The sequence below is a fragment of the Hydrogenophaga soli genome (assembly GCF_054777695.1).
The window spans coordinates 95,853-115,085 of record NZ_BAAHAK010000006.1; the positions used below are offsets into that span (position 1 = coordinate 95,853).

General features: G+C 65.1%; 18 protein-coding genes. 12 read left to right on the forward strand and 6 right to left on the reverse strand.

The window, feature by feature from the left end:
* The first annotated feature begins 138 nt into the window (after positions 1-138).
* Positions 139-1,254: a BMP family ABC transporter substrate-binding protein gene (locus ACYVB7_RS12310; RefSeq protein WP_460508010.1), complete on the forward strand. Its 1,116-nt coding sequence runs from the start codon at positions 139-141 to the stop codon at positions 1,252-1,254.
* Between the two features lie 14 nt (positions 1,255-1,268).
* On the opposite strand, the gene ACYVB7_RS12315 is transcribed toward ACYVB7_RS12310, so the two are convergent.
* Entirely contained in the window at positions 1,269-1,883 is a 615-nt protein-coding gene (locus ACYVB7_RS12315) for a response regulator (protein WP_460508012.1), read from the reverse strand.
* 180 nt (positions 1,884-2,063) lie between these two features.
* Between ACYVB7_RS12315 and guaD the strand changes: the two genes are divergently transcribed.
* Genes guaD through ACYVB7_RS12335 form a run of 4 tightly spaced genes read left to right on the forward strand, consistent with a single transcriptional unit; the run spans position 2,064 to position 7,350 of the window.
* Positions 2,064-3,416 carry a guanine deaminase gene (gene guaD / locus ACYVB7_RS12320; protein WP_460508014.1) on the forward strand — a complete coding sequence of 451 codons (1,353 nt, stop codon included), beginning with the start codon at positions 2,064-2,066 and terminating at the stop codon, positions 3,414-3,416.
* Positions 3,417-3,457: 41 nt separating this feature from the next.
* The gene (gene dcd / locus ACYVB7_RS12325; protein WP_460508016.1) at positions 3,458-4,024 is read left to right on the forward strand and encodes a dCTP deaminase; all 567 of its coding nucleotides are present in this window, start codon (positions 3,458-3,460) and stop codon (positions 4,022-4,024) included.
* A 3-nt stretch (positions 4,025-4,027) separates the two neighbouring features.
* Positions 4,028-5,818, forward strand: a complete 1,791-nt coding sequence (locus ACYVB7_RS12330) for a putative bifunctional diguanylate cyclase/phosphodiesterase (protein ID WP_460508018.1) — start codon at positions 4,028-4,030, stop codon at positions 5,816-5,818.
* Positions 5,815-7,350 (forward strand): DEAD/DEAH box helicase, encoded by a 1,536-nt coding sequence (locus ACYVB7_RS12335; RefSeq protein WP_460508020.1) that lies wholly within the window; start codon positions 5,815-5,817, stop codon positions 7,348-7,350. The genes ACYVB7_RS12330 and ACYVB7_RS12335 overlap by 4 nt, the downstream gene beginning before the upstream one ends.
* A gap of 103 nt (positions 7,351-7,453) precedes the next feature.
* Here ACYVB7_RS12335 and ACYVB7_RS12340 read toward each other — a convergent pair whose 3' ends face one another.
* Positions 7,454-8,314, reverse strand: a complete 861-nt coding sequence (locus ACYVB7_RS12340; protein ID WP_460508022.1) for a diadenosine tetraphosphatase — start codon at positions 8,312-8,314, stop codon at positions 7,454-7,456.
* 9 nt (positions 8,315-8,323) lie between these two features.
* Here ACYVB7_RS12340 and ACYVB7_RS12345 point away from each other — a divergent pair, with 9 nt between their 5' ends.
* On the forward strand, positions 8,324-9,658 hold the full coding sequence (locus tag ACYVB7_RS12345) for a hemolysin family protein (protein ID WP_460508024.1): 1,335 nt from the start codon (positions 8,324-8,326) through the stop codon (positions 9,656-9,658).
* Here ACYVB7_RS12345 and ACYVB7_RS12350 read toward each other — a convergent pair.
* A complete protein-coding gene (locus tag ACYVB7_RS12350) occupies positions 9,603-10,523 on the reverse strand; it encodes a LysR family transcriptional regulator (RefSeq protein WP_460508026.1) in 921 nt (306 codons plus the stop codon). The two genes, ACYVB7_RS12345 and ACYVB7_RS12350, sit on opposite strands and share 56 nt — an antisense overlap.
* A gap of 107 nt (positions 10,524-10,630) precedes the next feature.
* Between ACYVB7_RS12350 and ACYVB7_RS12355 the strand changes: the two genes are divergently transcribed.
* Together ACYVB7_RS12355 and ACYVB7_RS12360 are read left to right on the forward strand one after the other, a co-directional pair.
* Positions 10,631-12,007, forward strand: a complete 1,377-nt coding sequence (locus ACYVB7_RS12355) for a ribulose-bisphosphate carboxylase (protein ID WP_460508028.1) — start codon at positions 10,631-10,633, stop codon at positions 12,005-12,007.
* Between the two features lie 94 nt (positions 12,008-12,101).
* Positions 12,102-12,806 carry a DUF3334 family protein gene (locus ACYVB7_RS12360; RefSeq protein ID WP_460508030.1) on the forward strand — a complete coding sequence of 235 codons (705 nt, stop codon included), beginning with the start codon at positions 12,102-12,104 and terminating at the stop codon, positions 12,804-12,806.
* Positions 12,807-12,811: 5 nt separating this feature from the next.
* Here the strand turns inward: ACYVB7_RS12360 and ACYVB7_RS12365 are convergent, their stop codons facing one another.
* The 3 genes from ACYVB7_RS12365 to ACYVB7_RS12375 form a co-directional block, all read right to left on the reverse strand.
* Positions 12,812-13,030, reverse strand: coding sequence for a SlyX family protein (locus ACYVB7_RS12365; RefSeq protein WP_460508032.1), 219 nt, complete (start codon positions 13,028-13,030; stop codon positions 12,812-12,814).
* A 22-nt stretch (positions 13,031-13,052) separates the two neighbouring features.
* Complete coding sequence (locus ACYVB7_RS12370) at positions 13,053-14,255, reverse strand: ammonium transporter (RefSeq protein WP_460508035.1); 1,203 nt, start codon at positions 14,253-14,255, stop codon at positions 13,053-13,055.
* A gap of 196 nt (positions 14,256-14,451) precedes the next feature.
* The gene (locus ACYVB7_RS12375; protein WP_460508037.1) at positions 14,452-15,411 is read right to left on the reverse strand and encodes a LysR family transcriptional regulator; all 960 of its coding nucleotides are present in this window, start codon (positions 15,409-15,411) and stop codon (positions 14,452-14,454) included.
* A 105-nt stretch (positions 15,412-15,516) separates the two neighbouring features.
* Here ACYVB7_RS12375 and ACYVB7_RS12380 point away from each other — a divergent pair, with 105 nt between their 5' ends.
* The 4 genes from ACYVB7_RS12380 (at position 15,517) to ACYVB7_RS12395 (ending at position 19,190) form a co-directional block, all read left to right on the forward strand.
* A complete protein-coding gene (locus ACYVB7_RS12380; RefSeq protein WP_460508039.1) occupies positions 15,517-16,251 on the forward strand; it encodes an HAD family hydrolase in 735 nt (244 codons plus the stop codon).
* A 52-nt stretch (positions 16,252-16,303) separates the two neighbouring features.
* Complete coding sequence (gene rpe / locus ACYVB7_RS12385) at positions 16,304-16,996, forward strand: ribulose-phosphate 3-epimerase (protein ID WP_460508041.1); 693 nt, start codon at positions 16,304-16,306, stop codon at positions 16,994-16,996.
* 119 nt (positions 16,997-17,115) lie between these two features.
* On the forward strand, positions 17,116-18,216 hold the full coding sequence (locus tag ACYVB7_RS12390) for a class 1 fructose-bisphosphatase (RefSeq protein ID WP_460508044.1): 1,101 nt from the start codon (positions 17,116-17,118) through the stop codon (positions 18,214-18,216).
* A gap of 92 nt (positions 18,217-18,308) precedes the next feature.
* Positions 18,309-19,190: a phosphoribulokinase gene (locus tag ACYVB7_RS12395; RefSeq protein ID WP_460508046.1), complete on the forward strand. Its 882-nt coding sequence runs from the start codon at positions 18,309-18,311 to the stop codon at positions 19,188-19,190.
* Positions 19,191-19,233 lie beyond the last annotated feature (43 nt).

Genomic DNA, 19,233 nt, shown 5'->3' on the forward strand with positions numbered 1-19,233 from the left:
CCCGGCTGGATCCGTTGCGAGCGGCGTGCGCATGTTGGGGCCACTGTAAGCCCGCCATGGCCATCCCCTTAAAATGCCCCACCCGCCGGAGCTTGCCTGGCGGGATTTCTTTGTCTGCAAGCCATGTAGAGGAACACCATGTACAAAAACCTCGCAGCCACGGTCGTGGCCGCCAGTTTTTCCATTTCCCTTGTCCCTTCCGCCCTGGCCCAGGGCACGGCTGCGCCGTCCAAGGCCCCGGTGCAGGCGGCGTTTGTGTACGTTTCACCCATCACCGACGCCGGTTGGACGCGCCAGCACGACGACGCCCGCAAGGCGGTGGAGGCTGCGCTCAACAAGCCCGGTCAGGCCCCGCAGGTGGTCACCCGTTTTGTGGAGAACGTGGCCGAGGGGCCGGATGCCGAGCGTGTCATCCGCGATTTGGCCCGCGGCGGGGCCGACATCATCTTCACCCCCAGCTTTGGCTACATGGAGCCCACGCTGAAGGTGGCGGCCGAGTTCCCGAAGGTGAAGTTCGAGTCCATCACCGGCTACAAGACCGCGCCCAACGTGGCCGTGGCCAACGCCCGGTATTACGAGGGGCGCTACCTGGCCGGCGTGGCGGCAGGGCGCATGGCCACGCAGGCGGGGTATGTGGCCGGGTTTCCCATTCCCGAGGTGATCCAGGGCATCAACGCCTTCACGCTGGGCATGCGGTCGGTCAACCCGGCGGCGCAGGTGCGTGTGGTGTGGCTGGGAGAGTGGTTCAACCCGCCCCGTGAGCGGGATGCGGCCATGTCCCTCATGAACCAGGGGGCCGAGGTGTTGGTGTTCCACACCGGCTCCACCGCCGTGATGGCTGCGGCCCAGGAGCGCGGCAAGTTGGCCGTGGCCTACCACTCCGACATGCGCAAGACCGCCCCCGACGCCCAGGTGCTGGCCGTGACCCACCAGTGGGGCGACTACTACACCCGCCGTGTGCAGGCGGTGCGTGACGGCAGCTGGGCCAGCACCCGGCTGTGGGGCGGGGTGAAGGAGGGCATGGTCCGCGTGGACGCCTTCGGTCCCAAGGTGCCGCGCATGGTGCAAGGTGAGGTGCTGGCCCGCCAGCGGGACATTGCCTCGGGGCGTCTGCACCCGTTCCACGCCCTTGCGGCCCCGGTGCGTGACAACCAGGGCAAGGTGGTGATCGAGCGGGGGCAGACCCTGTCGGACGAGCAGATCCTGGCCATGAACTGGCTGGTGGAAGGCGTGCTGGGCCACCTCAGCCCTTGAGGTGGCCGCGGCGTTCAGCGCTGAAGCAAGGCCCCCAGGGCCGAGGGCAGGCGCTGGGTCACCTCGGTTTTTTCGATGACGGTGATGCCGGTCAGCGCGTATTCGTACGGCGCACGGTCGGTGGCGTCCAGCCCGGTGACCACCAGCACCTGCATGCCTTCGAAATGGGGCTGCGAGCGCAGGCTGGCAATGAGGGCCGCACCGTCCACGCCCGGCAACAGCAGGTCCACGATGATGACGTCGGGCCTCAGCGCCCCACACATGGCCATCCCCACCACGGCATCGCTGGCCAGGTGCAGCAACACGTCGGGGTGGGTTTTTTCGATGATGAGGCGCAGCACCCGCTGGAAGTGCGAGGAATCCTCGATCAACAGCACGGTGGGGCCGGTCGCGTCGTCGGCGCGCCGCCGGGCGGCGGGGCCTGTGGGCAGGGAACCTGGTTGGCGGGCCAGCCAGTCCTTCACCGATTGGGCCAGGATGCGGCGGTGTCCGCCGGATGTCTTCCAGGCTTGCAACTCGCCCCGGTCCACCATCAGTTGAACCGAGCGCACAGCCAGCCCCAGTTGGAGGGCCACCTCGCGGGTGGTCAGCGTGTCGGTGGGGGTGTCCGGCGGTGTGGGGCGGTTCATTCAGTCGCAAATGCAGCAAATAATGGCTATTTTGCCCATTTCTCGCCCGGTTTTTGGGTGAGGTGTTATCAAACTTATCAAAAAACCCCTGTGCGTGGGGCCTGGGGATATGGCGGCGCGTATGCGGCCTATTCACCCCCAACCCACGCGGGCACAGGGTTTGCGTGCTTCACTGTCGCCATGACCGAATTCAATGCTTCCATGCCTCTCAAGGCGTTTCGTGCCCCTTTGTTGCGGTTTGACGACGACGGGCAGGCCGTCCACGACCCCGACGGCTTGCTGGTGCTGGCCCGCGACAGCAACCACCTGTGGCGGGTGAAGGCCGCGGGCGACGCCCGCACGCTGCTGCCCCAGCATCCCGGCGTTCCCGTCGAGCACTGGCCCGACCACCTGCTGGCCCCCGGCTTTGTGGACCTGCACGTTCATTACCCCCAGCTGGACGTGATCGGGTCCCCCGCCGACGGCTTGCTGCCCTGGCTGGAGCACTACACCTTTCCGCAGGAAACCCGGTTTGCCGACCCGGCGCATGCGCAAGGGGTGGCCGATGCCTTCATGGACGAGTTGCAGCGCCATGGGGTCACCACCGCGTTGGCGTTCGCCACTTCACACCCCAATTCGGTGGAAGCGCTGTTTGGCCGCGCCCAGGCGCGGGGAGGGCGCCTCATCACCGGCCTGTGCCTGATGGACCGCCACGCGCCCGACGCGCTGTTGAACCCGGTGCCCGCAGGCTCGGGGCGCAGCGTGGCCGAGCAAAGCTTGCTCGACAGCGAGGCGCTGTTGCAGCGTTGGCACGGCCAAGGGCGGCTGGGTTACGCCATCACCCCCCGTTTTGCACCCACTTGCAGCGACGCCCAGATGCACGGCGCGGGGGAGTTGGCCGCGGCGCACCCCGGGGTGTGGATCCAGTCGCATGTGGCGGAAAACCGAGACGAAATCGCCTGGGTGCAATCGCTTTACCCCCAGGCCCGCAGCTACCTGGACGTGTACCACCGCTTCGGGCTGCTGCGCGAGCGTGCGGTGTACGCACACTGCATCTACCTGAATGACACCGATCGGGCGCTGATGCGCGACACCGGCACCGCCGCCGCCGTCAGCCCCACCAGCAACCTGTTTTTGGGCAGTGGCTTTTTTGACTTTGCCGCCGCCGAACGCACGCAGCACCTGCATGGCCTGGCCAGCGATGTGGGCGGTGGCACCTCGTTCAGCCCGTTCGAGACCATGAAGGCCGCCTACTTTGTGGGGCGCATGGCGCTGGAGCAGGGCGGGGTCCTGAAAACGGGGCTGAGCCTGGCCCCTTCGCACCTGTGGTGGCTGCACACCGACGGCGCGGCCCGGGGCCTGGGCCTGGGCGGGCAGTGCGGCAACCTGCAGCCCGGCTGCGAGGCCGACTTTGTGCTGCTCAACCCCAAGGCCACCCCTCTGTTGGCCCGGCGCACGGCGGCAGCGCAGAGCCTGGACGAATGGCTGTTTGCCTTCATCATCCTGGGCGATGACCGTGCGGTGGCGCGGGTTCACCTGGCCGAGACCGATTGACGGATGAGCCGTGCCTACAATGCACGCCAGAGGAGCCCCGGATGAGCATCAAGAGTGACAAGTGGATACGCCGCATGGCCGAACAACACGGCATGATCGAGCCGTTCGAGCCGGGACAGGTGCGAGAGGCCGATGGCCAGCGCATCATCAGTTACGGCACCAGCAGCTATGGCTACGACATACGCTGCGCCCCCGAGTTCAAGGTGTTCACCAACATCCACAGCACAGTGGTGGACCCCAAGAACTTCGACGAAAAGAGTTTTGTCGATTTCCAGGGCGACAGCTGCATCATCCCCCCCAACAGTTTTGCCTTGGCGCGCACGGTGGAGTACTTCCGCATCCCCCGCAACGTGCTGACCATCTGCCTGGGCAAGAGCACCTATGCCCGCTGCGGCATCATCGTCAACGTCACCCCGTTCGAGCCCGAGTGGGAGGGGTATGTGACGCTGGAGTTTTCCAACACCACACCCTTGCCCGCACGCATCTACGCGGGCGAAGGCTGCGCACAGGTGCTGTTTTTCGAGAGCGATGAGGTGTGCGACGTGTCGTACAAGGACCGCGGCGGCAAGTACCAGGGGCAGGTGGGTGTGACCTTGCCCAAGGCCTGAGAGATGGCGTCGGAGTCGTCAGACCGCACCGAGTCCATGGGGCTGATGGAGCAGTTCCGTGTCCAGTCGGACGAACCTGTCATCGACGACGCCACGGCCCAGTTGCTGCGCCAGCAGCTGCTGGTGTTGTCCACGGTGTGGGATGTCACGCACGACGCGGTGTTTGTCACCGACGCCACCAACCGCATCGTGGCGGCCAACCCGGCGTTCGAGGGTGTCACGGGTTACCTGGAACGGGAGGTGATCGGCCAGTCGCCCAGCCTGTTGACCTCAGGCAAACACTCGCCAGCGTTCTACGCCGACATGTGGGCCACGCTGGAGCGCACCGGCAAGTGGGAAGGCGAGGTGCTCAACCGCCGCAAGGATGGCGCCATTTACCCCGAGCGTTTGCGCATCCAGGCCTTGCGCGACGTGGTGTCGGGCGAGCTGCTGTTTTACGTGGCCACGTTTGCCGACCTGTCCATGCAGAAGGCGGCCCAGCGGCGGGCCATGCGCTTGGCCAGTTTCGACCAGCTCACCGGCCTGCCCAACCAGGTGCTGCTGCGGGACCGTGCCGGTCAGGCCATTGCGCAAGCCCAGGTGGGCGGGCATCAGATGGCCTTGCTGGTGCTGGACCTGGACCATTTCAAGCTGGTCAACGATTCCCTTGGGCATGTGGGCGGCGACGAGCTGCTGCGCCAGATCAGCCGTGCCCTGGTGTCGGTCACGGCGGCCACCGAAACCGTGAGTCGGCGGGGCGGCGACGAGTTTGTGTTCTTGTTCCCCAAGGCGGATGCCCATTCCCTGCGGCTCATGGCCCAGCGCGTGCTCGTGGCGCTGGCCGATCCGTTTGTGGTGGACCAGCGTGAAGTGGTGGTGTCGGCCTCGTTGGGCGTGGCCGTGTTCCCCTCGGATGGGCGCGATTTCGACACCCTGCTGAACAACGCCGAGTCGGCCATGTACCAGGCCAAGGAAGCCGGGCGGCGCTGCGTGCGGTTTTTCACCGAACACATGAACCAGGGCGGGCGTGATCGCATGGCCCTGGTGGGCGATTTGTCCCGAGCCGCCAAGCGGGGCGAGTTGCGCCTGCACTACCAACCGCTGGTCAACCTCAGCACCAGCGAAATCATCGGGGCCGAGGCCCTGGTGCGCTGGGAGCGGCCGGGGGTGGGCTTGGTGCCCCCGGGCAGCTTCATCCCCGAGGCTGAAAGCACGGGTCTGATCGCCGAAATTGGCGAATGGGTGCTGCGCGAGGCCTGTCAGCAGATGGCCCGCTGGTCCTCCCCGCCACTGAGCCGCATCCGCGTGGCGGTCAACGTGTCGGCCATGCAGTTTCGCCAGGGCTTGCTGGAGCAGCAGGTGGCGGACGCGCTCAAGCTGTCGGGGTGCGACCCCAAGCGGCTGGAACTGGAACTGACCGAATCCACGCTGATGGTCCAGCCGGAGGAGGTGATGGCTGTCATCCAGCGCCTGAAGCAAAAGGGCGTGCAACTGGCCATCGACGACTTTGGCACCGGCTACTCCAGCCTGGCCTACTTGCGGCGGTTGGCCGTGGACAAGATCAAGATCGACCAGTCGTTTGTGCGAGACCTCACCGTGGACCCCGACGGCGCGGCCATCGTGCGGGCCGTCATCCAGATGGCCCGTTCCCTGGGGCTGCGCACCCTGGGTGAGGGGGTGGAAACCCAGGTCAACCGCCGTGCCTTGCAGGTGTTGGGGTGCGACTATGGTCAGGGTTATTTCTTTGGTCGTCCCGTGCCCGCAGAGGAATTTGAGGCCCTGGTGCAGCGGGGTGAGACAATACGCGGTACATGAGCGAATCTTTTTCCCAACTTTCTCTGGCGCCCGCACTGTCGCGGGCCGTGGCCGAAATGGGCTACGAGTCCATGACCCCCATCCAGGCCCAGGCCATTCCCGTGGTGCTGCAGGGCCGCGACGTCATGGGCGCCGCCCAGACCGGCACCGGCAAAACCGCGGCCTTTTCGCTGCCGTTGTTGCAGCGGATGATGAAGCACGAAAACGCCTCCACCTCGCCCGCGCGGCACCCGGTGCGGGCTCTGGTGCTGCTGCCCACCCGTGAGCTGGCCGATCAGGTGGCCCAGCAGGTCAAGCTGTACGCCAAGTACACCCACCTGCGCAGCGCCGTGGTGTTTGGTGGCATGGACATGAAACCCCAGACGCTGGAACTCAAGGCCGGTGTCGAAGTGCTGGTGGCCACGCCGGGCCGTCTGCTGGACCACATCGAGGCCAAGAACTGCGTGCTCAATCAGGTGGAGTACGTGGTGCTGGACGAGGCGGACCGCATGTTGGACATCGGTTTCCTGCCCGACCTGCAACGCATCCTCAGCTACCTGCCCAAGCAGCGCACCACGCTGCTGTTCTCGGCCACGTTCTCGCCCGAAATCAAGCGGCTGGCCAACAGCTACCTGCAAGACCCGGTCACCATCGAGGTGGCGCGGGCCAACACCACCGCCTCCACGGTGGAGCAGCGCTTCATTGGCGTGTCCGACGAAGACAAGCGCCGTGCCGTGCACCATGTGTTGCAGGAGCGCGGCCTGAAGCAGGCCTTCATCTTCGTCAACAGCAAGCTGGGGTGTGCACGCCTGGCCCGCTCTCTGGAGCGTGAGGGTTTGCGCACCGCGGCACTGCACGGTGACAAATCGCAGGACGAGCGCCTGAAGGCGTTGGAAGCCTTCAAGTCCGGTGCGGTGGACCTGCTGGTCTGCACCGACGTGGCCGCCCGCGGTCTGGACATCAAGGACGTGCCGGCGGTGTTCAACTTCGACCTGCCCTTCAACGCCGAAGACTACGTGCACCGCATCGGCCGCACGGGTCGGGCGGGTGCTTCGGGCGTGGCCGTGTCCCTGGTGACGCCGTCCGATGCCCGCTTGCTGGCCGACATCGAAAAGCTCATCAAACAAAAGGCCGAGGTGGAGCCGCTCCAGCTGGCCAGCGCCGATGTGCGGCCGTCTGCCGGTCGGTACAACGATGGCCAGCGCCATTGGGGCCGTTCCGACGACGATGCCCCTGCCCGCCGCAGCCGTGGGCGGGATGAGGACGATGAGCGGGCCTCTCGCTCCAGCCGCCCGCCACGGTCGGTGGCCCCGCGGGTGTCCCACGACCCGTTCTTTGACAAGCCCTACGAGCCCACCGTGGCGGCTGACGCCCAGCCCAGCTGGGAGGCCGCACCCAAGGCCACCACGGGGCGCAGTGCCTTTTCGGCCAACATCAAGCCCAAGAAACGGGTGGCCGCGCTGTTTTCGCAACCGGTGGTGGCCGCACCTGCGTCGCCCGAGCCTTCGCTGGCACAGCCGCAACCTGAGCAGCAACCGATGGTCGATGCGTGATGCTCCGGTTTGACCGTGGCAACGTGCTCGGGCAGGTGAGAGGGGCTCTGCGAGGCCACGGGGCCTGAGGGCCGAGCCCGTCAGGCCCTGCAGCCGTCCATGGTCACGACTTGGGTGTTTTGTTTTCTTTGCCCGGTTTTTGGGCCTGTTTGCAGCGCACGCTGATGCGCTCGACGTTGCCCACCCCCGCCTCCCCCGGACCCAGGCGTGCCGCGGTGAGGCAGCCTCCCCAGACACAGCCGCTGTCCAGCGGCAGCACGTCGGCGCGATGCGTTTCGCCCAACGTGGACCAGTGGCCAAACGCCATGGGTTGCCCGGCGGTCTGGCGCTGGGGCACGTCAAACCAGGGCATGTACCCCGCGGGCGCTTGGTCGGCCGACTCCTTGGTGTCGAACTCCATGCGCCCCTGCGCATCACAAAACCGCAGCCGGGTGAAGGCGTTGACGATCACCCGCAGTCGGTCTTGCCCCGTGAGTTGGGGGTGCCATTGCGGGGGCTCGTCGCCGTACATGTGGCTCAAAAATTCAGTGTCAAAATGGTTGCTTGCGCTTTCTGCTTCTTGTGACAGTGCTACTGTTTCTGACGTGGTCCACTGCGGCAGAACCCCAGCGTGCACCATCAGCCAGCCGTGGGCCAGCCGGGCCAACGGCTGTTGCCGCAGCCAGTGCAGCAAGGCGTCTCGGTCGGGGGCTTCCAGGATGTCGGCCAGGGTGTCTTTTTTGCTGAGGCGCCGCGCACCGGCCGCCACTGCCAGCAGGTGCAGGTCGTGGTTGCCCAGCACGCAACGCACGGCGTCGCCTTGGGTGCTGGCCCAGCGCAGCACGCCCAACGAATCGGGACCCCGGTTCACCAGGTCGCCCAGCAGGTACAGCGTGTCGCGGCTGGGGGAAAAGCCCACGGTGTCCAACAACCGGTCCAGGGCGGGGCGGCAGCCCTGGATGTCGCCCATCATGTAAAGTGCCATGCCCTGATTATGGATACCCTTCTCATCGTCTTTCTCACCCTGCTCAACGGGGCATTTGCCATGTCCGAAATGGCGTTGGCGGCCAGCAAGAAGGCCCGTTTGCAGGCCCTGGCCGAAGCGGGGGACAAAGGCGCCCGCGCGGCGCTGGACCTGATGGACCGGCCCACCCAGTTCCTGTCGTCGGTGCAGGTGGGCATCACGTCCATCGGCATGCTCAACGGCATCGTGGGCGAGGCCGCGTTCAGCGACTCGTTGGCGGCCGTGTTCGAGGTGTGGGGATGGTCGGGCCGTTCCGCCGAGGTGTCGGCCACCGCGGTGGTGGTGGTCATCATCACCTTTGTCACCATCGTGTTTGGCGAGTTGGTGCCCAAGCGCATCGGGCAGCTGTACCCCGAGTCGGTGGCGCGGCACATGGCGCGGCCCATGAACTGGGTGGCCCGCGGCGCAAGGCCTTTTGTGGCGCTGCTGTCGGTCACCACGTCGGGGGTGTTGCGCCTGCTGCGCATCGACACCAATGCGGTGCAGCACGTCACCGAAGAAGAGATTGCCGCCAGCCTGGAGCAAGGGGTGGACGCCGGCATCATCGAGGCCCACGAGCACCAGATGGTGCGCAACGTGTTTTTGCTGGATGCCCGACAGCTTGGGTCCATCATGGTGCCTCGGGCCGACGTGAAGTGGCTGGAGGCCGCGGACAGCGTGGCCGATGCCCTGCGATGCGCCTGGCAGTGGGGGCATTCGTGGTACCCGGTTTGCCGTGGGGGGCTGGACGATGTGGTCGGGGTCATCCATGTGGCCCAGCTGATGCAGGTGCATGCCCGGCAGGGCTTGGCTTCGGGCGATGAGCCCACCCCACTGGGTGCCCATGTGCAAACGGCGGTGTTTGTGCCCGAAACCCTGTCCGGCATGGAGCTGCTGGAGCAATTCCGTGTGCAGGCCATGCGCATGGTGTTCGTGGTGGATGAGTACGGCGTGGTTCAGGGTTTGCTCACGCCGTTGGACCTGCTGGAGGCCATCACCGGCGAACTGCAACCCGAAACCGCGGTGGACGCCTGGGCCACCCCACAAGCCGATGGCTCTTGGCGCGTGGATGGGGCCATGCCTGCTCAGGAGTTGAAGGCTCGCCTGGACCTGGTGGACCTGCCCGACGAGGACAAGGGCCGCTACAACACCGTGGCCGGGCTCATGCAGACGGTGGCCGGTGACCTGCTGGCCTGCGGCGACACGGTGGACTGGGGCGGCTGGCGTTTCGAGGTGGAGGCCATGGATGGCCGCCGCATCGACCGCGTGCTCATCCGCCGTGAGCAGGGGGCTCACCCGGACGGTGAGCGAACAACCAATCCTTGAAGGCCAGGGCCGCGGCGGACAGGCGCTTGCCGCGGGGGTACACCACATGCCAGTGCCTCACCAGCGGGAAACCCTGCACATCCAGCCGGGCCAGTTCACCCAGTGCCAGCTCGGGCCCCACGGTGTGGGCCGACAGCACCGCCAGGCCCAAGCCCCCGGCCACGGTCTGTTTGATGGCTTCGTTGCTCCCCACCTCCAGCCGGTTCTTCAGGGTGACGCCGTGGGTGGCAAAAAAGCGCTCGGCTGTCAGGCGCGTGCCTGAGCCGGGTTCGCGCAGGATGAACGGCTCGTTCGCCAGCCGAGTGGGGGCGATGGCGGCCTGCCCCACCAGGGGGTGCTGCGGCGGGGCCACCAGCACCAATGGGTTTTGCCCGAAGGCTTCGCTGAGCACGTCCATCTGCTCGGGCGGTTGCCCCATGATGTACAGGTCGTCCTGGTTCTGGGCCAGCCGTTGCAGCAGGTTCTCCCGGTTGCCGACCACCATGGCCACCTCGATGCCCGGATGGGCCGCGCAGAACCCCCCCAGCAGCTTGGGCACGGTGTACTTGACCGTGGTGAGAATGGCCAGCTTCAGGCTGCCTTTTTCCACCCCCTGCAAAGCGGCGAGGTCGTCCGACAGTTGGTCCATGCGCCGCTCCAGGTCGGCACAGGCGTCGGCCAGGGTGCGACCGGCAGCGGTGAGGTAGATTTTTTTGCCCAATTGCTCGAACAACGGCTGCCCCACCGTGTCTGCCAGCTGCTTGACCTGCAGCGACAGGGTGGGGGGTGTCAGGTGCAAGGCCTCCGCGGCGCGGGCAAAACTGCCCTGGCGCGCCACCGCCAGGAAGATGCGCAACTGGTGCAGGGTGACGTGACGGAGGTTCAAAATGGTTTACAAAGGTAAAACATAACGATCAAAACATTTTACTTTTGCTTATTTGTTGACGGGCCAACAATCGCAGCCATCGACCACACCTTCTGATGGAGACCCGCATGGACCAAAGCAGCCGCTACGCCAACCTGAGCCTGAACGAGCAAGACCTGATGCAGGCGGGACAGCACATCCTGGTGGCCTACAAGATGAAGCCCCAGGCCGGGCATGGCTACCTGGAAGCCGCGGCCCACTTCGCTGCCGAGTCGTCCACGGGCACCAACGTGGCGGTGTGCACCACCGACGACTTCACCAAAGGGGTGGATGCGCTGGTCTACCACATCGACGAAGCCACCGAGGACATGCGCATTGCCTATCCGCTGGCCCTCTTTGATCGCAACGTGATCGACGGGCGCATGATGCTGGTGTCCTTCCTCACGCTGACCATTGGCAACAACCAGGGCATGGGGGACATCGAACACGCCAAGATGATCGACTTCTGGGTGCCGCCCGAGGTGATCCGCCAGTTCGACTGCCCGGCCACCAACCTCCAGGACCTGTGGCGCATCCTGGGGCGTCCGGTGCAAGACGGGGGCTACATCTCGGGCACCATCATCAAGCCCAAGTTGGGTCTGCGTCCCGAGCCCTTTGCCCAGGCGGCGTATGAATTCTGGCTGGGCGGCGACTTCATCAAGAACGACGAACCCCAGGGCAACCAGGTGTTTGCACCGCTGAAAAAGACCATCCCCCTGGTGTACGACGCCATGAAGCGTGCCATGGACGAGACCGGGCAGGCCAAGCTGTTTTCGATGAACATCACCGCCGACGACCACCACGAAATGCTGGCGCGGGCCGACTTTGCCTTGGAAGTGTTCGGCCCCGATGCCAACAAGCTGGCCTTCCTGGTGGATGGCTACGTGGGCGGTCCGGGCATGGTCACCACGGTGCGGCGGCAGTACCCCAATCAGTTTCTGCACTACCACCGGGCGGGTCATGGGGCGGTCACCTCGCCCAGCTCCAAGCGGGGCTACACCGCGTTTGTGCTGGCCAAGATGAGTCGGTTGCAAGGGGCCTCGGGCATCCATGTGGGCACCATGGGTTACGGCAAGATGGAAGGTGAGGGCGACGACAAGGTCATTGCCTACATGATCGAGCGCGACGAATGCCAGGGGCCGGTCTACTTCCAGAGGTGGGATGGGGTCAAGGCCACGGCCCCCATCGTTTCGGGGGGCATGAACGCCTTGCGCCTGCCCGGTTTTTTCGAAAACCTGGGGCATGGCAACGTCATCAACACCGCGGGTGGCGGGGCCTACGGGCACATCGACAGCCCGGCCGCCGGGGCGATCTCCCTGCGCCAGTCGTACGAGTGCTGGAAGGCCGGGGCCGACCCTGTGGAGTGGGCCCAGGAACACCGCGAATTTGCGCGGGCGTTCGAATCGTTCCCGGGTGATGCCGACCGCCTGTACCCGGGCTGGCGGCAAAAGTTGGGCGTGGCCTGAGCCTGGCTGTTGCGCAGGGGTCACGAAGGGTGGGGGACGGGGTGGCAAAGGGCTACATTAAGCCCTTCTGTTCCCTCCACCTGAGTTCACCGCAATGTCTCCCCTTCTTCACGAAGATCCGTCCACCACCCATGGCACCGAGCATGTGCTGATGAGCCTGTGCAACTCGGTCACCAAGGTGCTGACCGTGGCGACACACACGCAAATCCAGTACTCCGGCATGGTGCAGCGCATCTCCAAAACCTGCCTCAAGCCCGACATTGGCTGTTTTGTGTTGTTCGACGGCGGGTTTTCCGGCTTGGTGATCCTGAACTTCTCCGGTGCCGCCGCCATGGAGATGTACCAGAACTACATGGTCAGCATGGGCATGCCGCGTGACGAACTGGCCAGCTCCTACACCTCGGACGAGGTCAGCAACGTCATGGGCGAGCTGATGAACCAGGTGCTGGGCGATTTCACCAGCAAGGTGCGGCGCGAGCTGCAGACCCACATCACGCAAAACCAACCCAAGATGCTGGTGTTGAACAAGCAGGTGCAGCTCAGTGTGGACGCCAACCTCGACAAGCCCGAGGCCCGGCGCGTGACGTTCTACACCGGCAAGAACCACATTTTTTACCTGGAGCTGGCGATGGACCACACCGAGTTCATCAAGCTCTACGACTTTGAGCCCCAGGCCGAACCCGAGCCCGACCAGGTCATGGCCGAAGTGGCCGCCTCGCCCGCCGGAGGTGGCGCGCCCGTGCCCCCGCCCGCGGACGCATCCGACACCGACGAACTGCTGCGTTCGCTGGGCATGTGACCCATTCAGTAATGCGGCGGCAACTCGTCGCGCAGGCTGCGAAATTCGCCGGGTGACGCCTGCCGCGCCAGTTGCTGGCGCAGCTGCGTCACTTCATGGGTCAGCCGGTCGATCTGGTCTTGCTGGCGGGCCACCAGGGTGTTCAAGGTGTCCAGCAGGTCATCGGCATAACTGGCTTTGATTTCCAGCGCGGTCAGGCGGTCGTCCACGGTTTGAGTGCTCATGCCCGCCATCATGCAACAGGGTTCACCAACTGGCTTCGCGGTCGGGTGTGGCGCTGATGCGGTGAATGCTCAGGTCGGCACCGTCGAATTCGGCCTCCTGATCGAGTCGCAGCCCCACGGTGGCTTTCAGCGTGCCATACACCACCGCGCCGCCCAGCAGCGCCCAGGTGACGCCCAATGCGGTGCCGATGGCCTGGGCGATGAGGTTCACCCCACCCAGGCCGCCAAAGCCCGTGCTGCCGAAAATGCCCGCGGCCAGTCCGCCCCAGGTGCCACACAGGCCGTGCAAGGGCCAGACGCCCAACACATCGTCCACCTTCCAACGGTTTTGCGTCCAGGTGAACATCACCACAAACAGCACACCAGCCACTGCACCCACCACCAGGGCACCCAGCGGATGCATCAGGTCGGAGCCGGCGCACACGGCCACCAGGCCGGCCAGCGGGCCGTTGTGCACAAAGCCGGGGTCGTTCTTGCCCGCCACCAGGGCGGTGAGCGTGCCGCCCACCATGGCCATGAGTGAGTTGACGGCCACCAGGCCGGACATTTTGTCCACGGTCTGGGCGCTCATCACGTTGAAGCCAAACCAGCCCACGCACAAGATCCAGGCTCCCAAGGCCAGGAAGGGGATGTTGGACGGCGGGTGGGCCGACATGGCGCCGTCCTTGCGGTAGCGGTTGGACCGTGCGCCCAGCAGCAGCACTGCGGGCAGGGCGATCCAGCCGCCCACCGCATGCACCACCACAGAACCCGCAAAGTCATGAAACTCCGCCCCGGTGAGGTCCTTGATCCACGCCTGCACGCCAAAGTGCTGGTTCCAGGCAATGCCCTCGAAGAATGGGTACACCACACCCACGATGACCGCAGTGGCCATCAGTTGGGGCCAAAAGCGCGCCCGTTCGGCAATGCCACCGGAAATGATGGCGGGGATGGCGGCGGCAAAGGTGAGCAGGAAGAAGAACTTCACCAGCTCGTAGCCGTTTTTCTGGGCCAGCTGCTCAGCCCCCACAAAGAAGTGGGTGCCGTAAGCCACCGCATAACCCACCACAAAGTAGGCGATGGTGGAGACCGAAAAGTCCACCAGGATCTTGACCAGGGCGTTCACCTGGTTCTTTTTGCGCACGGTGCCCAGCTCCAGGAACGCAAACCCGGCGTGCATGGCCAGCACCATGATGCCTCCCAACAGAATGAACAGTGCGTCTGTGCCTTGTTTTAGTGCATCCATATCCATCAATGCCTTGAATTGGTGAGTTGTGGTTCAAAACAGTGCACTCCACCGCCATGAACGGATGACGAAGTGCGTGCACCAAAGAAAAGCAATTAACGCGCCAATTTGGTGTTTGCGGCTGATTTTGGGGCGATTTGTGGCAAGGATTTGCGTTTGTGTGGTGCGTTCGGCACCGTGGGTGGGCGCTTGAGGCTCAGGGTGTGTGTGTGCTTGGTGCATCGCCGGGCAGCGACACCAGCGGGCCGTAAATGCGGGCCAGGTGGCCTTCGGCTCGCTCCAGCATGAAGTAGCGGAAGGCTTCCGCGGCAGGCGACAGCATTTTGGACAGCATGTGCACCACGTTCCAGGCCCGCACGATGGGGGTGCCTTCCACGTCCAGTTTGGCCATGAGCTTGTGCTCCAGCTCCAGCCCGATGGTGTGGAGGGACAGAAAGCTCAGCCCCATGCCCGCCATCACGGCCTGTTTGATGGTTTCGTTGCTGGACATTTCCATCACCACCCGGGGCTCCAGCCGGTGCTTGTCCAAAAAGGCTTCCATGGCGGCGCGGGTGCCGGAACCCCGTTCGCGCACGATGAAACCATGGGGGCGCAGGCTTTCCACCGTGGGGTGGCCGAACTTCAGCAGCGGGTGGTCGGTGGGGGCCACGAACACATGGGGGTGTGCGGCAAAGGGCTCGGCACGCGTGGCCAGCTCGCGCGGCGGGCGGCCCATGACGGCAATGTCCACCTCGTTGCCTTGCAGCAGCTTGACCAGTTGTTCCCGGTTGCCGGTGGCCAGGCGGATTTCCACGCCCGGGTGCTCCCGCTGGAATTCGCCCAGCAGGCGCGGCAAGAAGTATTTGGCGGTGCTGACCATGCCGATGGTGAGCGTGCCTGCCTCCACCTGTTGCAGGCGGGCGGCCATGTCCTCGGCGTCTTTCAGCGTGGCCAGCATCTTGCGGGCGTAGACCAGCATGTACTCGCCCGCGGTGGTCAGGGCCACCTGGCGCCCGCTGCGCTCGAACAGGGGCAGGCCCACATGGCCTTCCAGCTCCTTGACCTGCATGGTCACCGCGGGCGGCGTGAGGTGCAGGGCCTCGGCGGCGCGGGCAAAGCTGAGGTGGCGCGCCACCTCGCTGAACACACGCAGTTGGCGAAAGGTGGCGTTTTTCATTCAGCAATACCTGAATCGAGCATAAAGTAAATGTGAATTTACCTTACTTTCGCCTGTGCTTACAGTTGGCTTCAACGACCTTCAACCCCTTCACAGGACGTGGCCATGACCCTGCTGCAAGCCTTGATTTTTGACGTGGACGGCACCCTGGCCGACACCGAGCGGGCCCACCTGGCGGCGTTCAACCACGCCTTTGCCGAAGAGGGGCTGGACTGGCACTGGGACGAGGCGCTGTACACCCGGTTGCTGGACATTTCCGGGGGCAAGGAGCGCATGCTGCACCACTGGCGCAGCGTCAACCCCCACCTGAAGGACATTGGCGGCGCGGGGGTGCGCGACACCCTCGACCGCCTGCACCAGGTCAAGACCGCAGCCTACGAACAGGCCGTGAACGATGGGGCGGTGGCCCTGCGCCCCGGCGTGTTGCGGCTGATGGACGAAGCCTTGCGCGCCAACATCCGCTTGGCCATTGCCACCACCACCTCGCCCGTCAACATCGCGGCCCTGCTGCGCCGTGCCATTGGCGTGGACTGGCGCAGCCACTTTGTGGCCATTGGCGACGCCTCCACCGCGCCCCTCAAGAAACCACACCCGCAGGTGTACCGGCACATGCTGTCGGCCCTGGCGCTGCCCGCTTCGGCCTGCGTGGCGTTTGAGGATTCGGCCAATGGCCTGCAGGCGGCCACGGCGGCGGGGTTGGCCACGGTCATCACGCCCACGTCGTTCACGCGGCACCACGACTTTGGCCAAGCCTTGCGGGTGGTGCCCGACCTGAACCAGGTGGGGCTGGCCCATGTGCGCAGCTGGCACGCCGAGGCGGTGGGGGCGGGCGTTCAGTGACAATTCAGCCCCTCCACCCTCTGTTGTTCACGCATTCATTGCAGGTTTTTCCATGAGCTCCAACGTTCGCATCGCCCCCTCCATCCTGTCCGCCGACTTTGCCCGCCTGGGCGAGGAAGTGCGCGCCATTGAAGCCGCCGGGGCCGACCTGGTGCACTTTGACGTGATGGACAACCACTACGTGCCCAACCTCACCATCGGCCCGCTGGTGTGTGAGGCCATCCGCCCGCACGTGAAGATCGGGATTGACGTGCACCTGATGGTGGAGCCGGTCGATGCGCTCATTCCGCTGTTTGCCAAGGCCGGGGCCAACATCATCACCTTCCACCCCGAGGCCAGCCGCCACGTGGACCGCACGCTGCAACTGATTCGCGACCACGGGTGCAAGGCCGGGTTGGTGCTCAACCCCGCCACCTCGGTCCATGTGCTGGACCACGTGATGGACAAGCTGGACATGGTGCTGTTGATGAGCGTCAACCCCGGGTTTGGCGGGCAGAAGTTCATCCCCAGCACGCTGGACAAGCTGCGCACCGTGCGCCAGCGCATCACCGCCCACCAAGCCGAAGGCGGCCAGCCCATCTGGTTGGAGGTGGACGGTGGCGTCAAGGTGGACAACATTGCCGAGATCGTCCGCGCCGGGGCCGACACCTGCGTGGCCGGCAGCGCCGTGTTCGGTTCACCCGATGCCGATGGCGGCTACCGTGGCGTGATGCAGGCCCTGCGCGCCGCGGCGGCCACCGCCTGACGGTCTGACGGCCTGAGCCGGACCACCGGCTTCGCACCACTCACTGGTTTTCGACTTTCATGCCCCGCTGCGGCGGGGCAGGGGACGGTGTTGTCTTTTTGTTCTTGCCCGAGGTGATCATGCCCTTGTCTCAACGCTCCACATTGACGCAGTTCCTCATCGAGGAGCGTCGCCGTTACCCGCAAGCCAGTGGCGACTTCAACGCCTTGCTGCTGGACGTGGCCCTGGCCTGCAAGGCCATTGCCCGGGCAGTGGCCTTTGGCGAGCTGGGCGGCATGCTGGGCAACCACACCGGAGAGGCCGAGGCCGTCAGCACCAACGTGCAGGGCGAGGTGCAAAAGAAGCTGGACGTGATCAGCAACGACATGTTCATCCGCACCAACGAATGGGGCGGCACGCTGGCCGGGCTGGCGTCGGAGGAAATGGAGCAGCCCCACCAGATCCCCGCCCAGTACCCTCGCGGCAAGTACCTGCTGGTGTTCGACCCGCTGGACGGCTCCAGCAACATCGACGTGAACGTGTCGGTGGGCAGCATTTTCTCCATCCTGCGGGCGCCGCAGGCGGTGGTGGACAGTGGCCGCGACGTGACGGTGGACGACTTTCTGCAACCCGGCACCCGGCAGGTGGCTGCGGGCTATGCCATCTACGGCCCCACCACCATGCTGGTGCTGACGGTGGGCAATGGCGTCAACGGCTTCACGCTGGACCCCAGCCTGGGCGAGTTCAAGCTGACGCACCCCCACATCCAGGTGCCGGTTGACACGCACGAATTTGCCATCAACGCCTCCAACAGCCGCTTCTGGGAGGCGCCGGTCAAGCGGTATGTGGACGAATGCCTGGTCGGCAAACCCGGCCCCCGCGGCAAGGACTTCAACATGCGCTGGATTGCCAGCATGGTGGCCGAGGCCCACCGCATCCTGATGCGCGGCGGCGTGTTTTTGTACCCCCGCGACACCAAGGACCCCAGCAAGCCCGGCCGCCTGCGCCTGCTGTACGAGGCCAACCCCATCGCCATGGTGATGGAGCAGGCCGGGGGCCGCGCCAGCACCGGGCGCGAGCCCATGCTGAGTGTGCAGCCCACGTCGTTGCACCAGCGCATTGGCCTGGTGTTTGGCAGCAAACACGAGGTGGAGCGCATCGAGCGTTACCACGCCGAGCCCCAGCCCTGCGCCGAAGCGGCCAGCCCGCTGTTCAACGAGCGCAGCCTGTTCCGCGATTGAGGCTTGTGGATGCTATTGATTGAATAGCTTCCTGCGCTTTCAAATAAAGCGCTAGGTGCCAAAAAAGTTTGTAAAACTGCCAGGAGACCGCCATGTCTGAACGCCACCCCATCATCGCCATCACCGGCTCGTCGGGCGCGGGGACGTCCACCGTCACCAAGACCTTCCAGAACATCTTCCGCCGGGAGGGTTTGAAGTCCGCCATCATCGAAGGCGACAGTTTTCACCGCCACGACCGCCAGGAAATGAAGCGTCGCGCCGCCCAGGCCGAGGCCGAGGGCAACAAGCACTTCAGCCACTTCGGGGCGGACAACAACCTGTTTGGCGAGCTGGAGGGCCTGTTCAAGAGCTACGCCGAATCGGGCACGGGCCGCAGCCGCAAGTACCTGCACAACGCCGAGGAGGCCGCGCCCTACCAGCAGGAGCCGGGCACCTTCACCCCCTGGGAGGTCTTGCCGCCGGACACCGACATCCTGTTCTACGAAGGCCTGCACGGCGCCGTCAAAACCGCGGAGCACGACATTGCCCGCTACCCCGATTTGTTGATTGGCGTGGTGCCCGTGATCAATCTGGAATGGATACAGAAACTCATCCGCGACAAGACCCAACGCGGCTACAGCACCGAGGCGGTGACCGACACCATCCTGCGTCGCATGCCGGACTACGTAAACTACATCGTTCCGCAGTTTGAGCACACGCACGTCAATTTCCAGCGGGTGCCCATGGTGGACACTTCCAATCCCTTCATTTCACGCGACATTCCCAGTGCGGACGAGAGCATGGTGGTCATCCGTTTTGCCAAGCCCAAAGGCATCGACTTTCCCTACCTGCTGAACATGATCGACAACAGCTACATGAGCCGCGCCAACACCATCGTGGTGCCAGGCGGCAAAATGGAGCTGGCCATGCAGCTCATCTTCACCCCGTTCATCTGGCGAATGATGGAGCGTCGCAAACGCGCCCTGGGCCTGTGATTTCGCAGCCCCAGCGCCCACGCCGAATACCCATCCCCCGAAA

Coding starts and splice junctions, on each gene's coding strand:
- ACYVB7_RS12310 (WP_460508010.1), top strand. CDS start 139: ATGTACAAAAACCTCGCAGCCACGGTCGTGGCCGCCAGTTTTTCCATT.
- ACYVB7_RS12315 (WP_460508012.1), bottom strand. CDS start 1,883: ATGAACCGCCCCACACCGCCGGACACCCCCACCGACACGCTGACCACC.
- guaD (WP_460508014.1), top strand. CDS start 2,064: ATGACCGAATTCAATGCTTCCATGCCTCTCAAGGCGTTTCGTGCCCCT.
- dcd (WP_460508016.1), top strand. CDS start 3,458: ATGAGCATCAAGAGTGACAAGTGGATACGCCGCATGGCCGAACAACAC.
- ACYVB7_RS12330 (WP_460508018.1), top strand. CDS start 4,028: ATGGCGTCGGAGTCGTCAGACCGCACCGAGTCCATGGGGCTGATGGAG.
- ACYVB7_RS12335 (WP_460508020.1), top strand. CDS start 5,815: ATGAGCGAATCTTTTTCCCAACTTTCTCTGGCGCCCGCACTGTCGCGG.
- ACYVB7_RS12340 (WP_460508022.1), bottom strand. CDS start 8,314: ATGGCACTTTACATGATGGGCGACATCCAGGGCTGCCGCCCCGCCCTG.
- ACYVB7_RS12345 (WP_460508024.1), top strand. CDS start 8,324: ATGGATACCCTTCTCATCGTCTTTCTCACCCTGCTCAACGGGGCATTT.
- ACYVB7_RS12355 (WP_460508028.1), top strand. CDS start 10,631: ATGGACCAAAGCAGCCGCTACGCCAACCTGAGCCTGAACGAGCAAGAC.
- ACYVB7_RS12360 (WP_460508030.1), top strand. CDS start 12,102: ATGTCTCCCCTTCTTCACGAAGATCCGTCCACCACCCATGGCACCGAG.
- ACYVB7_RS12365 (WP_460508032.1), bottom strand. CDS start 13,030: ATGAGCACTCAAACCGTGGACGACCGCCTGACCGCGCTGGAAATCAAA.
- ACYVB7_RS12370 (WP_460508035.1), bottom strand. CDS start 14,255: ATGGATGCACTAAAACAAGGCACAGACGCACTGTTCATTCTGTTGGGA.
- ACYVB7_RS12375 (WP_460508037.1), bottom strand. CDS start 15,411: ATGAAAAACGCCACCTTTCGCCAACTGCGTGTGTTCAGCGAGGTGGCG.
- ACYVB7_RS12380 (WP_460508039.1), top strand. CDS start 15,517: ATGACCCTGCTGCAAGCCTTGATTTTTGACGTGGACGGCACCCTGGCC.
- rpe (WP_460508041.1), top strand. CDS start 16,304: ATGAGCTCCAACGTTCGCATCGCCCCCTCCATCCTGTCCGCCGACTTT.
- ACYVB7_RS12390 (WP_460508044.1), top strand. CDS start 17,116: ATGCCCTTGTCTCAACGCTCCACATTGACGCAGTTCCTCATCGAGGAG.
- ACYVB7_RS12395 (WP_460508046.1), top strand. CDS start 18,309: ATGTCTGAACGCCACCCCATCATCGCCATCACCGGCTCGTCGGGCGCG.